At 61.9% G+C, this 12062-nt stretch carries 14 protein-coding genes and 1 pseudogene; 1 reads left to right on the plus strand and 14 read right to left on the minus strand.

Annotated features, from left to right (window positions below):
- The 3 genes from ACK5IR_RS00280 to ACK5IR_RS00290 all read right to left on the minus strand — a co-directional run.
- A partial coding sequence (locus tag ACK5IR_RS00280; protein ID WP_416924728.1) for a terminase large subunit domain-containing protein occupies positions 1 to 566 on the minus strand: 566 nt, incomplete at its 3' end.
- On the minus strand, positions 556 to 1167 hold the full coding sequence (locus tag ACK5IR_RS00285) for a hypothetical protein (protein ID WP_416924730.1): 612 nt from the start codon (positions 1165 to 1167) through the stop codon (positions 556 to 558). The genes ACK5IR_RS00280 and ACK5IR_RS00285, both read right to left, overlap by 11 nt.
- Entirely contained in the window at positions 1164 to 1418 is a 255-nt protein-coding gene (locus ACK5IR_RS00290) for a hypothetical protein (RefSeq protein WP_416924732.1), read from the minus strand. The genes ACK5IR_RS00285 and ACK5IR_RS00290 overlap by 4 nt, the downstream gene beginning before the upstream one ends.
- Positions 1419 to 1523: 105 nt before the next feature.
- On the opposite strand from ACK5IR_RS00290, the gene ACK5IR_RS00295 reads away from it, so the two are divergent.
- Positions 1524 to 1904, plus strand: coding sequence for a hypothetical protein (locus ACK5IR_RS00295; protein WP_416924734.1), 381 nt, complete (start codon positions 1524 to 1526; stop codon positions 1902 to 1904).
- A 142-nt stretch (positions 1905 to 2046) separates the two neighbouring features.
- Here the strand turns inward: ACK5IR_RS00295 and ACK5IR_RS00300 are convergent, their stop codons facing one another.
- The 11 genes and pseudogenes from ACK5IR_RS00300 to ACK5IR_RS00350 form a co-directional block, all read right to left on the minus strand.
- Positions 2047 to 2307 carry a helix-turn-helix transcriptional regulator gene (locus ACK5IR_RS00300; protein WP_416924753.1) on the minus strand — a complete coding sequence of 87 codons (261 nt, stop codon included), beginning with the start codon at positions 2305 to 2307 and terminating at the stop codon, positions 2047 to 2049.
- A 61-nt stretch (positions 2308 to 2368) separates the two neighbouring features.
- A pseudogene (locus ACK5IR_RS00305) lies at positions 2369 to 2592 on the minus strand (transposase); the annotation flags it as partial.
- 86 nt (positions 2593 to 2678) lie between these two features.
- The gene (locus ACK5IR_RS00310; protein ID WP_416924736.1) at positions 2679 to 3506 is read right to left on the minus strand and encodes an ABC transporter ATP-binding protein; all 828 of its coding nucleotides are present in this window, start codon (positions 3504 to 3506) and stop codon (positions 2679 to 2681) included.
- Between the two features lie 57 nt (positions 3507 to 3563).
- Complete coding sequence (locus ACK5IR_RS00315; protein WP_416924737.1) at positions 3564 to 4856, minus strand: ABC transporter substrate-binding protein; 1293 nt, start codon at positions 4854 to 4856, stop codon at positions 3564 to 3566.
- 59 nt (positions 4857 to 4915) lie between these two features.
- Complete coding sequence (locus ACK5IR_RS00320) at positions 4916 to 5992, minus strand: branched-chain amino acid ABC transporter permease (protein ID WP_416924739.1); 1077 nt, start codon at positions 5990 to 5992, stop codon at positions 4916 to 4918.
- Positions 5992 to 6255, minus strand: a complete 264-nt coding sequence (locus ACK5IR_RS00325) for a hypothetical protein (protein WP_416924741.1) — start codon at positions 6253 to 6255, stop codon at positions 5992 to 5994. Before ACK5IR_RS00325 ends, ACK5IR_RS00320 begins: the two co-directional genes overlap by 1 nt.
- 86 nt (positions 6256 to 6341) lie before the next feature.
- The gene (locus tag ACK5IR_RS00330) at positions 6342 to 7301 is read right to left on the minus strand and encodes a branched-chain amino acid ABC transporter permease (RefSeq protein ID WP_416924743.1); all 960 of its coding nucleotides are present in this window, start codon (positions 7299 to 7301) and stop codon (positions 6342 to 6344) included.
- A gap of 190 nt (positions 7302 to 7491) precedes the next feature.
- Positions 7492 to 8307, minus strand: a complete 816-nt coding sequence (locus ACK5IR_RS00335) for an ABC transporter ATP-binding protein (RefSeq protein WP_416924745.1) — start codon at positions 8305 to 8307, stop codon at positions 7492 to 7494.
- Complete coding sequence (locus ACK5IR_RS00340; protein ID WP_416924747.1) at positions 8304 to 10277, minus strand: AMP-binding protein; 1974 nt, start codon at positions 10275 to 10277, stop codon at positions 8304 to 8306. The genes ACK5IR_RS00335 and ACK5IR_RS00340 overlap by 4 nt, the downstream gene beginning before the upstream one ends.
- A 214-nt stretch (positions 10278 to 10491) precedes the next feature.
- Entirely contained in the window at positions 10492 to 10818 is a 327-nt protein-coding gene (locus ACK5IR_RS00345) for a DUF3775 domain-containing protein (RefSeq protein ID WP_416924749.1), read from the minus strand.
- 139 nt (positions 10819 to 10957) lie between these two features.
- A partial coding sequence (locus ACK5IR_RS00350) for a DNA recombination protein RmuC (protein ID WP_416924751.1) occupies positions 10958 to 12062 on the minus strand: 1105 nt, incomplete at its 5' end.

Genomic DNA, 12062 nt, shown 5'->3' on the forward strand with positions numbered 1-12062 from the left:
TCCCAATCGCTCCACATCTCATAGGCTTTGCCCGATTTGCCGCCGGGGGTGGTGATCAGGATCGTCTTGGCGTTGTCCTTGGCAATCGAGAGCGTTGAGCCATAGACGGCATCCGGGATGAACGCTGCTTCGTCATAGATCAGCAGCTCGTTCTTGACGCCATAGCCACGGGCCTGCTCGCCGTCCTGCCCCGCCGGGACACAGACGACAGACGAGCCGTTCTTGAGGTGCAATTCGGTCATGGTGCGCCGCTTGGCTTCAATCGGCAGCGCCATCCGCTCCCAAGTGTAGGCGATCTTGGAAAACAGAAGCTGGGACTGCGCCAACGTCTTCGACAGGATGATCACCTGATGCTCTGGCTTGGAAAGCTCTTGTCCCGCCATCACGCCCACGGTGGTTGATTTGCCGATCCGGCGGGACGCCAGCACCATGATGATGTCCGAGGTGGAATTCATCAGCGTGCGCTGCCAGTCGTCAGGCGGGCCGCCGACTACCCGCTCAAGCAGGAGTTCCGGCTTTACCCGCTCATGCAGCGTGCGGAGGAAAAGGCCCAGATCATTCGACATTGAGCGGAATCCGCCGGTCTTGGACCACTTGCCGGAAGGTCTCGAACGCCTCCGGGTGCGCTTGGAACACCACCCACAGCACGTCCATCAGTTTCTGAACGTCCGGGTGTTCATTCAGGCCCAGCACAACCGTCGTCTTGTCGCGCAGATTCGAATAGACCTTGAGCAGGTTTTCGTAACTCTTGTTCTGGTCCCGGAGCAACTGCATCATCGGGGCCAGCACATCCATCAGGTTGTCACCGCCATCTTCGACCATGCCGTTAAGGGTGCGATAAAGGCGCTTCTGCTCCTTGAGGATCCCCTCAATGCCGCCTTCGATCTTGTCTTGGGCGGCGTTGACTTCCTGATCGAGCGCGTCGGCATCGAGCTTGTTCGCTTCGACGAGAACGATCTTCTCGACCTCTGGCGTTATGAAACGTTTGCGAAACCGGGTCAGGCTTTCCAGATCGACGCAGCACCTTTGCGCGATCTCCTTGAACTGGCGGCGGCGCAGCACGCAGTCGATGACCACCTCCACCACATCAGAGTGGGCGCGGATGGTTGACCGGCGGCCATTGCCCGATTCCACGGGCAAGGCCTCTCTGATGCGGTCATAGTTCATGCCGCAGCCCGCAGGATGCGACCGGCCAGTTCGACCATGTGGGGTTCCATCCGACCTATGACGCGACGGGCGTCACGCGCATAGATCGGATGGTCCCCAACCCGGCGGATGAAGTCGGGTTCTTCCGCCGAGAATAAGCAATCGAGAATGGCGTTGCGGGCAAGGGTCACGTCGAACTCCCGCACCTTGGCATAGATGCCAGACAGGAACTCGCGGGCGGTCGCATCGGCGGCTTTGCAGAGATCATTCATCGGTCACGATCTCCAGCGTGGTCCCAGCCTTTTCGGCCTGCGCCTTGGCTTTGCGATAGAGGGCAGCGTCGCGGGCCTGCGTCCGCGTCAGGCGGATCGGCTCAGGTGATCCTCGATCCTGACTTCGGCGTTCATGCGTCCCGGCCAGACGGGCCGCAGGCGCTCTACCGGGCTGTTTTAGCCAAGGCGGTGCTTGATCTGTTCGGCAAGGCGATACCGGCTTCCGAAGGCGACGATGACATGCTGCCCGTCAGGTGCGCCGCCAAGGACAAGACATTCGTGAGGCTCTATGCCGTCATAGAGCGCGGCGACTTTGTCGATTGTGACTTCGCGGGTCGTGCCATACCAATGCGTGGGCCAATCAATTGGCGACACTTCACTGCCGTCTGGCAATTTCTTTTTGATCTCCGTGCCATCGGGCCGGAGGGTTTTTCGAATACTGGGGCGACTTGCTCCATATACGCGAGAAATCCGCATCTGCTTTAATCCTCAATGCAGACGCTATTACCTTGTTTTCCGGTCGGATTCCACCAAAGCGTGTATTATAAGCGAGTTGTAGATGCGATGGGTTCGCTTGCTTGTGATGGAATGACTGAGGGACGAGGTATAGCGGCTTCGTCCCTCTTTTTCAGTTCACGCGGTGAGAACGCGCCCACGCGAGAACGTCCTCCCGATCATAAAGGATTGTCCGGCTGGAAATGTGCAGGAACGGCGGGCCGCTGTCCTGACCGGCATTGCGCTCTTTCCGCCAGAGGTAGAGCACTTCCTCGGAACGGTTCAGATACTCGGCGCACTGCGCAGGCGTCATGAGGTCCGGCAAGGTTTGCTTGACCTGCAAGGCCCGCACTTCCTCGCGCAGCGCACGGATTTCTTGTGTGAGGTCTTCCATCATCGGCTCCCATCTCACATTCAGATAAGACACGGGCCCGTTGATGGCGCTGGCGGGTGGCGCGCAGCCAGGCCCAGATGTTCTCGACCGGGTTCAATTCGGGCGAATAGGGCGGGAGCGTCAGGATGGTGAGCCATGCCAACCCGCGCCGTCCATCACCAGCACGGCGTGGGCCGCTGGGGCGACAGCCTTTGAGATTTCGGCAAGATGGGCGTTCATGGCCGAGGTATCGGCGCGGGGCATGACCAGCGCCGCAGTCGCGTCGCGAGCCGGGCAGACGGCACCGGGCGCCGCACCCTGCAGCACTTTCTCCAGTGATTTTCGACAGCCGCCTGATATTGAACAGATACATCCCAGACCGGAATCCCGGCTCAACTCAGCCAGCGTTTACGCCGCCGGTAGCTGCGCACGTCGCGAAACGACTTCCGCCCCTCCGCTCCGACACCAAGGTAGAATTCCCTGACATCGGGGTTCTGGCGCAGTTCGTCAGCCGGTCCGTCCATTACCATGCGGCCGGATTCGAGGATATAGCCGTAATGGGCGAAGCGGAGCGCGATACTGGTATTCTGCTCGGCCAGAAGGAAGCTTACGCCCTCGTTCTCGTTGACCGACTTGACGATCTCGAAGATCTGCTCGACAAGCTGCGGCGCCAGCCCCATCGAGGGCTCGTCGAGCAGGATCATCCCGGGGCGCGACATCAGCGCGCGTCCGATGGCGCACATCTGCTGCTCACCGCCCGAGGTATAGCCGGCCTGGCTTTTGCGCCGCTCCCTGAGCCGCGGGAAATAGGCGTATACCATCTGAAGGTCGGCCTCGACGGCACCGCGCCCGTCGGTGCGGGTGTAGGCGCCGGTCAGCAGGTTTTCCTCGATCGTCAGATGTTCGAAACAATGGCGCCCCTCCATCACCTGGATCACACCCTTCCCGACCAGCCGCGCCGGGTCGAGCCCCTGCACGATCTCGCCGCGATACCTGATCGCACCTTTGGTCACCTCGCCGCGCTCCGAATGCAGCAGGTTCGATATCGCCTTGAGCGTGGTCGTCTTGCCGGCACCGTTGCCACCCAGAAGCGCGGTAATTCCGCCACGCGGAACGCTCAGCGAGACGCCCTTGAGCACAAGGATCACGTGATTGTAGATCACCTCGATATTCTTGACCTCGAGCAGGGTCTCGGGCGTGGTTTGGGTCATGTCCGGCATGGCACGGCTCCGCCAACGGGGATGACCCGGCGGCGGCGACCGCCGGGGTAGGTAATGTCAGTCACACGCTTCGTTGACCGGCCAGGGCGCATTGGCGGCGGCGTATTCGTTGGCCTGTGCGATTTCGAGCGGCTCGACAAAGGCGCGATCGGCGTTCAGCAGGTCGCTTGCCTGCACGAACTTCTCGCCGTCCCACTCCAGCATCCAGCCGCCGGAATGCCCGGTATGGTTCGAGCACGAGGTCGAGAAGGGCGGCACCATGCCGGTCATGCCAAGTTCCTCCAGCCGCCCGGCGGTCAGGTTCAGGTTCTCGAGCCCCCAGCGAAGCTGCTCGGGCGTGATCTCGCCCACACCGAATTCCTGCTGGGCGGCGCGGATCCCCTCGGCCAGCATCATCGAGATCACCAGCCCACGCTGGTAGAATACGGTGTTCGGATCCTTCTGCTGGCTGAGATTCGCATCGAGCACATGCGTCCTGATATCGGCCATCAGCGGCGCGTCGGGCTGCGGCATCGACCACGAGACCGACTTGTAGCCCTTGCCGTCCGCACCTACCAGTTTCAGGTCGTCGTCATGCCCGGACCACCAGACGCCGATGAAATTCTCCATCGGGAATCTGGTCTTTACCGCCTCGGTGATGGCGCCGGTATTCATCGCCCCCCAGCCCCACATCACCACGTAATCGGGCCTCTCGCGGCGAATCTGCAGCCACTGCGCCGACTGGTTCTGCATCTCCTTCAGCCCGACCGGAATCAGGACCAGATCGAAGCCGTAGGCCTCGGCCATCGCCTCCAGAACCGGGATCGGCTCCTTGCCGAAGGGATGATCGAGGTGCAGCAGCACGATCTTCTTGCCCGAGAGGCTCGCCATGTCGCCGTCCGCGATGAACTGTATGATCATCGAGGCCGCATCCCAGTACGACGCCGGGGTGTTGAAGGCCCACTGAAACACCTTGCCGTCGGCCATCGGTGAAAATCCGTAGCCCGGCGCCAGGATCGGAATCCGGTCGACATTGGACTTGGGCAGCACCTGCAGCGTGATACCGGTCGACCACGGCTGGGTCACAACGGCATCGGCCTTGGTACGTTCATAGCATTCGACTCCCTTTTCGGTCGAATAGCCGGTCTCGCATTCGGCGAAGACGATCGGCACGCCGCCAATCCCGCCATCGCGCGCGTTCAGCATCGCCATGTAATCCGCCTGCCCGTTCATCAGCGGAATGCCTGTCGATGCGAACGGTCCGGTGCGATAGCTGAGGTTGGGGACATAGATGCCTTCGGCAAGGGTGGGCGCTGCGAGCCCGGCGCAGAGCGCGGTTGCCCAGGCAAACTTGGAAACGGTGGTCTTCATGTTTCTCCTCCCTGATGAAACTGTCGACGTCTGGTTGGCCTTGCGGTTTCCGGCGCTCCCTAATGCGGGAAGGGCCAGATGATGAGTTTCTCGCGGATCAGCCGCCAGAGCTGGTTCAGACCGTGCGGCTCGACGATCAGGAAAAAGATGATCAGCGAACCGACGATCATGGTGTTCAGGTGTCCCTGCATCGCCGAGTCGATCTCGAACCCGAGCGCGTGCGGCACCGAGTTCAGCGCCACCGGCAGGCCGACGATCAGGATCGCACCGAGATAATTGCCGAGGATCGACCCCAGCCCGCCGATGATCGCGATGAAAAGCACCCGGAACGACAGCGGAATGTCGAAAAGGTTGGGTTCGGCGGCGCCGCGCCACATGAAGACGAAAAGCGCCCCCGCGACCCCGACGATGTAGGACGATACGGCAAAGGCGGCGAGTTTCGATTTCATCAGGTTGATGCCGATCAGTTCGGCCGCGATGTCCATGTCGCGCGTCGCCTTCCAGGTCCGGCCCAGATTTCCCCGCGTCAGGTTGATGGACAGGCAGGTCAGCAGGCAGACCACGGAAAGCACAAGGTAGTATTGCGTCATCGACCCGGCCTGCGGCCCGGCGACGTAAATGCCGAACATGTCGAGATTGGGAACCTGGATCGCGCCGGAGGCGTTGTAATTGTAAAGCCAGGCCCATTTCTCGAACAGCCAGACAAGGAAGAACTGCGCCGCCAGGGTGGCGATGGCCAGGTAAAATCCCTTGATACGCAGGCTGGGAATGCCGAACACCACACCTACCCCGGCCGAAAAGACCCCCGACAGCAGAATCGCGATAACGGGGTTCATCCACGGCATCAGGGTGACCATCTTGTAGCAGGCATATGCCCCCACCCCCATGAAGGCCCCGGTTCCGAGGCTGAGCTGCCCGGCATATCCTGTCAGGATATTCAGGCCGAGCGCTGCCAGCGCATAGATCAGGATCGGCGTCAGGATGGTCTGAAAGGTGAACTCGCTCGCCGTCAGCGGAAAGATCACCCAGGCGCAGAGCAGGATAATCCCCATCAGGATGGCGTCCTGACGAATCGGGAAAACCGCCTGATCCTCGCGATAGCTTGTCTTGAACTGGCCAGCGGTACGGTAGAGCATCAGCTTTCAACCCCCGTTTCGGCATATTTGCCGGGCGCACGATCCTGCTCGGGCACGGCGCGTCTTGGCAGCCTGGCATAGCCGGTGCGCTCGCTGTGGCGGACCAGCCACATATATGCCCACAGCCCCGCTCCCGCCCCCAGCGCCGCCAGCAGCAGGGCGATTGTCGTCCGTCCGCTGCCGCCCGAGGTCAGCGCCAGACAGCCAAAGGCCCAGAAGCCCGCCCAGGCCACAACGTTGAGGATTGCGATCAGTTTCGACATGCCGGTCTTTTCCATTGAACTCGGAATTGCCTGCGGTCAGGCGAGGTTGGTGCGTGGAGCGATGCGGCCGCGGTCGGCATGCGGCCTCACACCCGCTCGATGATCTTCTCGCCGAACAGCCCCTGCGGGCGGAACAGCAGAACGATCAGCGCAAAGACATAGGCGAACCAGCTTTCGGTATTGCCCCCAAGCAGCGGTGCCCCCCAGTAGATTTCGAACAGCTTTTCCAGCATCCCGATCATCAGCCCGCCGATGATCGCACCCGAGATCGATTCGAGCCCGCCAAGCATCAGGACCGGCAGCGCCTTGTATGCGATGACCTCGAGCGCGAAGCTCACCCCGGCCCGGCTGCCCCAGGCGATGCCGGTGACCAGCGCGATGATCCCGGCAATGAACCAGACCAGCACCCAGATGGTCTGCAGGCTGATGCCCACCGACAACGCCGCCTGATGATCGTCGCCGAGCGCCCGGATTGCGCGCCCCATCCGCGTCCGGTTGAGAAAGGCCAGCAACAGGACCACCAGAAGCCCCGCCACGACAACGGTGGTGATGTCGATATCCTGCAGGATCAGCAGGCCGCCGAAGGGTTCGAGCACCACGTCGCCGGTCGGAATGCCAAGCTCGCTGGTGATCATCACCTTGTTTTCACCGCCGAATATGATCTCGCCGAAGCCGATCAGGAACAGCGTGATGCCGATTGTCGCCATGAACAGGATGATATCGGGCTGACCCACCAGCGGACGCAGGACAACGCGCTCGATAACAATGGCAAGCCCCAGCATGACCGCCAGCGTCAGCAGAACCGATACCCATGCCGGTATTCCCAGCTCGTGCAGGCCGACCAGCGTCAGCGCGGCGAAGACGACCATGATGCCCTGGGCAAAGTTGAAGATCCGGCTGGAGCGGTAAATCAGAACGAAACCCAGCGCGATCAGCGCGTAGAGCACACCCGAAACCAGCCCTTCCCACAGCACCTGCAGCAGGAAATCCGGCGCCCTGGCCATTTCGACGAACGGGGTGACGAATATCTCCTTCAGGAGGTTCATGCCGGTTCACCATGCGCCTGTCGGTTGCGGCAGCGATTGGCCGGGCCTTCCGATGCCTCTGGCATCATGCGAAAAACCGGCATCCGCCACCTTGCGTTGCCTTTGCGAAATAACCGCCCGCACCCTTGCGGTTTCACCACGGTCCAGCCTGCGCCATCCGGGGCGGGGGACATGATCGCATCACATGCACTCATGACGACACCCCCAGATAGGCGTCGATCACCTCCTGGTTGTTGCGAACCTCGTCCGGCGTTCCGTCACCGATCTTCTTGCCGTAATCCATCACGACAACCCGGTCGGAAAGGTCCATGACCACCCCCATGTCATGCTCGATCAGCGCGATTGTGGTGCCGAACTCGTCGTTTACATCGAGGATGAAGCGAGACATGTCTTCCTTCTCCTCGACATTCATGCCGGCCATCGGCTCGTCGAGAAGCAGCAGAGAGGGCTCGGCAGCCAGCGCGCGCGCCAGTTCGACCCGCTTCTTCATGCCATAGGGCAGCCGTCCGACCGGAGTCCTGCGGATCGCCTGGATTTCGAGAAAGTCGATGATCTTCTCGACCTGCTCGCGGTTGCGCACTTCTTCGCGCTCGGCCTTGCCCCACCACAGCGCCTGATCCCAGATCGTCGCCTTCATGTGGGTCAGACGTCCGGTCATCACGTTCTCAAGCACCGTCATCCCCTCGAACAGCGCGATGTTCTGAAAGGTCCGGCCAACCCCGAGCCGCGCAACCTCGTAGGGTTTCATTGGCGGGCGGAGTGCGCCCTTGTACCAGACCTCACCCTTCTGCGGGAGATAGAAGCCACTGATGATGTTCAGCATCGAGGATTTCCCGGCACCGTTCGGCCCGATGATGGCCCGGATCTCGCCCTCGCGGATATCGAACGAGATATCCCTGATCGCCACCACTCCGCCAAACCGCAGGGTGATGTTCTTCATCTCCATCAGCACGCCGCCGATCCGGCAACCGTCCGCGGTGGTGCTGGGGGCGCGGCTGTCAGTCATTCGGCGGCGATCCTCCGCTGCTGTGCCCCGGCGGTCGCCGCATTGACGATCTTCAGCTTCGCCGAGATCGCTCCCTTGCGCCCGTCTTCATAGGTGACCTCGGTGGTCGTCACGATACTGTCCGATCCGTCGTAAAGCGCGCCGATCAGATCGGCGTATTTCTCCTCGATGATGCGGCGGCGGACCTTGCGGGTCCGGGTCATCTCGCCGTCGTCGGCATCCAGTTCCTTGTGCAGCACCAGAAACCGGTGGATCTGGCAGTCGGACAACATGTCGTCCCTGGCCACCGAACGGTTGACCTCCTCCACATGGGCCCTGATCGTCTCGAGCACCTCCGGGTGGCCGGCCAGTTCCTGATACGAAGCATAGGCGATATTGTTGCGCTCGGCCCAGTTGCCCACCGCCGTCAGGTCGATGTTGACGAAGGCGGTGCATTGATCGCGTCCGTTGCCGAAAACCACCGCCTCGAGAATGTCGGGATAGAACTTGAGCTTGTTCTCGACGTATTTGGGGGCGAACATGTGCCCGCTGGCCATCCGGCCCACATCCTTTGCCCGGTCGATGATCCGCAGGTGCCCGGTCGATTCCTCGAAGAATCCGGCATCGCCGGTCGCCACCCAGCCTTCGGCATCCTTGGTCGATGCTGTGCTTTCGGGGTTTTTGTAGTATTCGACGAAGGTTCCGGGCGAGCGATAGAAAATCTCGCCCGTGTCGTCGATCCGGATCTCCACCCCCGGCGAGACAACCCCGACAGTATCGGCGCGCACCTCGTTGTCGGGCTGCTGGGCGATGAAGACCGACGCTTCGGTCTGACCGTAGAGCTGTTTCAGATTGATGCCGAGCGAGCGATAGAAATCGAATATCTCCGGTCCGATCGCCTCGCCGGCCGTATAGCCGACCCGCACCCGCGAAAACCCGAGGCTGTTCTTCAGCGGCCCGTAGATCAGGATATCGCCCGCCGCATAGCGCAGACGGTCGATCACCCCGACCTGCCTGCCATCGAGAATCGCCGGCCCTATGCGTCGCGCCAGCGCCATGTAATGGCGGAACAGCCATCGCTTGAAGGCGCTCGCATCCTCCATCCGGATCATCACCGATGTCAGTTGACCCTCGAAAACCCGGGGTGGCGCAAAATAATAGGTCGGTGCGATCTCGCGCAGGTCGGTCATCATCGTACCCGGGCTTTCCGGGCAGTTGACGCAGAAGCCGTTCCAATAGGCCTGCCCCATCGAGAAGATGAAATCGCCGACCCATGCCATTGGCAGATAGGCCAGAATCTCGTCTTTCGCGCTCAGATGGTCGAATGCGCTGGTGTTCTTCGATGTCTCGATGATGTTGCGGTTCGACAGTACCACGCCCTTGGGCTTGCCGGTGGTCCCCGACGTATAGAGCATGACACAGATCGAATCGTAATCCAGTTCCGCACGGCGGCGGCCCAGTTCGTCCTCGTGGCGGTAGTGCGAGGCTTTCCCTTCGTCACGGATGTCATGCAACCAGTTCAGATGCGCGTGGTCGTATTTCCGCATGCCCCGCTTGTCCTGATAGAGCAGGTGTTCGATCTCGTGCAGGTGCTCCTGCATGCCCAGCACCTTGTCCACCTGCTCCTGATCGCCGCCGACCACAAAACGCGCGCCGCACTGCTCCAGCACATAGGCCATCTCCTCGGTCACCGCCTCCTGATAGAGCGGAACGGGAATCGCGCCGCACATCTGGGCCGCGACCATCGACCAGTAGAGCGCCGGGCGGTTGCGGCCGATCACCGCCACACGATCGCCGCGCGCGATGCCAAGCGCCAGAAACCCAAGCGCCAGCCACTCGATCTCCTGCGCGGCCTCCGACCAGGTCCAGCTTTGCCAGATGCCATATTCCTTTTCGCGATAGGCGGGCCGGCTTCCGAACACCTGAGCATTGCGCCGCAGGAGCGCGGGAACCGAACACAGATCACCCGTGGGTGTTGCTGTCGCGTTCAATGATGTCCTCCCCTGGTGCAGTCAGCACCCGGCCGCGCGGGCCGATCCGCTACTATAGGGCGGGGAGCCGGCCATCCGTCAAACGTTTTTTGAACACTTGTTCAAATCTTCCGGTTTCCGCCGCTTTCATTGCAATGGCAGCATGATCGCGGCAGTGCAGCGAAGATTCGTCACCGAATGCCGAACCGTCCGGCTGCCATGCGATCCGGGAGGGTCAGTCCCGCACGCGCAGGTGATCCTCGGCATCGGCGACGTTGATGCCAAGCGCATCCATTCCGTCTTCGAGGAACGTCACCAGTTCCGGCATGCCGGCCAGATAATCCTCGGTCGGGGCGACGCGTTCCTGACGGGCGTAATCCTGCGCCTCGTCCAGTTCGTCGGCCGAGAAACTCTCGCGCCCGATCCAGACCAGCGCCACAAGGCTCACCTGCTCGTCCTCGTTCAGTCCGGAAATGTAGTCGCGCACATGCGGATTGTCCGAACCGTTTTCACGGGCAAGCGCGATGATCCTGACGACCTTTCCAATGCTGATATCGAGCATGGACTCCCCCCGGCTGCTGTTTTCTCCACTCTCGCGGGACGCGGTGCTGCTGGCAAGTGGCAAGAAGCGCGCAATCGCTGCCGGTTTGCGACTGCAGCAGTTTTTCCGACCCCCCCGAAGTGACGACGGTGTCGCGGATTCAGCCGTTCTGCCGGACGATCTTGACCGGGCCGCGATTTTCGGGCGGCACGGCCAGCGCCTCGGGTGGCGGATCGAACTCGAACTCGTCGAGCCGCCGCGCCCGCTTGCCCGCCTTGTCGGCCGAAATCCTGATTTCGTCGATATCCCTGGCGGCGAGGGCAAAATGCTTGTCGAGGTTGCCCACCCGCGTCACCAGCCGGTCGACATCGCCCCCCAGCAGTGCAAGCTCCTTGCGGATCGCGCCGGCCTGTTCGCGCATCCGCGCATCCTTGAGCACCGCCCGCATGGTGTTGAGCGTCGCCATGCAGGTAGTGGGCGAGACGATCCACACCCGTGCCGCGAAGCCCTCGCGCACAAGATCGGGGAAACTGGCGTGCAATTCGGCGTAGACCGCTTCGGAGGGCAAAAACATCAGCGCGCCATCGGCGGTTTCACCTTCGATCAGGTATCTTTCGGAAATCGCCCGGATATGCGCCCGCACGGCGGCGCGCATCGCCTTGGCGGCCTCGCTTTTCTCCCACTGGGTGGCGGCGTTGCGCAACGCCTCATAGGGCTCCAGCGGAAATTTGCTGTCGATCACGATCGGTCCGGGCGGGTTCGGCAGTTTTATCAGGCAATCGGCCCGCCTGCCGTTCGAAAGCGTCACCTGCCATTCATAACTGCCCGCCGGCAGCGCCTTTGCCACAATGTCGTGAAGCTGAATCTCACCGAACGCGCCGCGTGTCTGCTTGTTCGACAGGATATCCTGCAGGCTCAGCACGTCGCCCGACAGCTTCTCGATCTTGGCCTGCGCCCTGTCGATGGTTTCGAGCCGCTGCTGCAACTCGCCAAGGCTGCGCGCGGTGCGGGTGGACGAACCCTGAAGGCTCTCCCCCATCCGCTCCGAAACCTCCGACAGGCGCTTTTCCATCAGTTCCAGCATCCGCAACTGCGCCTGCGCCTGCGCTTCGGACACATGGCTCAGCCCGCCGGCAAGCTGCTGCTGACCGTCCGAAAGGCCCTGCACCCGCTGCGACAGGGCACCGACCTGCTGCATGACCGGCCCGGTCGCCTGCGCGGCGGCCCCGGCCCGGCGAACCGCAACGATCATCAGCGCCAGCAGC

Source organism: Tropicimonas sp. (assembly GCF_047971885.1).
Lineage (GTDB): Bacteria > Pseudomonadota > Alphaproteobacteria > Rhodobacterales > Rhodobacteraceae > Tropicimonas.

Coding starts and splice junctions, on each gene's coding strand:
- ACK5IR_RS00285 (WP_416924730.1), bottom strand. CDS start 1,167: ATGAACTATGACCGCATCAGAGAGGCCTTGCCCGTGGAATCGGGCAAT.
- ACK5IR_RS00290 (WP_416924732.1), bottom strand. CDS start 1,418: ATGAATGATCTCTGCAAAGCCGCCGATGCGACCGCCCGCGAGTTCCTG.
- ACK5IR_RS00300 (WP_416924753.1), bottom strand. CDS start 2,307: ATGGAAGACCTCACACAAGAAATCCGTGCGCTGCGCGAGGAAGTGCGG.
- ACK5IR_RS00310 (WP_416924736.1), bottom strand. CDS start 3,506: ATGCCGGACATGACCCAAACCACGCCCGAGACCCTGCTCGAGGTCAAG.
- ACK5IR_RS00315 (WP_416924737.1), bottom strand. CDS start 4,856: ATGAAGACCACCGTTTCCAAGTTTGCCTGGGCAACCGCGCTCTGCGCC.
- ACK5IR_RS00320 (WP_416924739.1), bottom strand. CDS start 5,992: ATGCTCTACCGTACCGCTGGCCAGTTCAAGACAAGCTATCGCGAGGAT.
- ACK5IR_RS00325 (WP_416924741.1), bottom strand. CDS start 6,255: ATGTCGAAACTGATCGCAATCCTCAACGTTGTGGCCTGGGCGGGCTTC.
- ACK5IR_RS00330 (WP_416924743.1), bottom strand. CDS start 7,301: ATGAACCTCCTGAAGGAGATATTCGTCACCCCGTTCGTCGAAATGGCC.
- ACK5IR_RS00335 (WP_416924745.1), bottom strand. CDS start 8,307: ATGACTGACAGCCGCGCCCCCAGCACCACCGCGGACGGTTGCCGGATC.
- ACK5IR_RS00345 (WP_416924749.1), bottom strand. CDS start 10,818: ATGCTCGATATCAGCATTGGAAAGGTCGTCAGGATCATCGCGCTTGCC.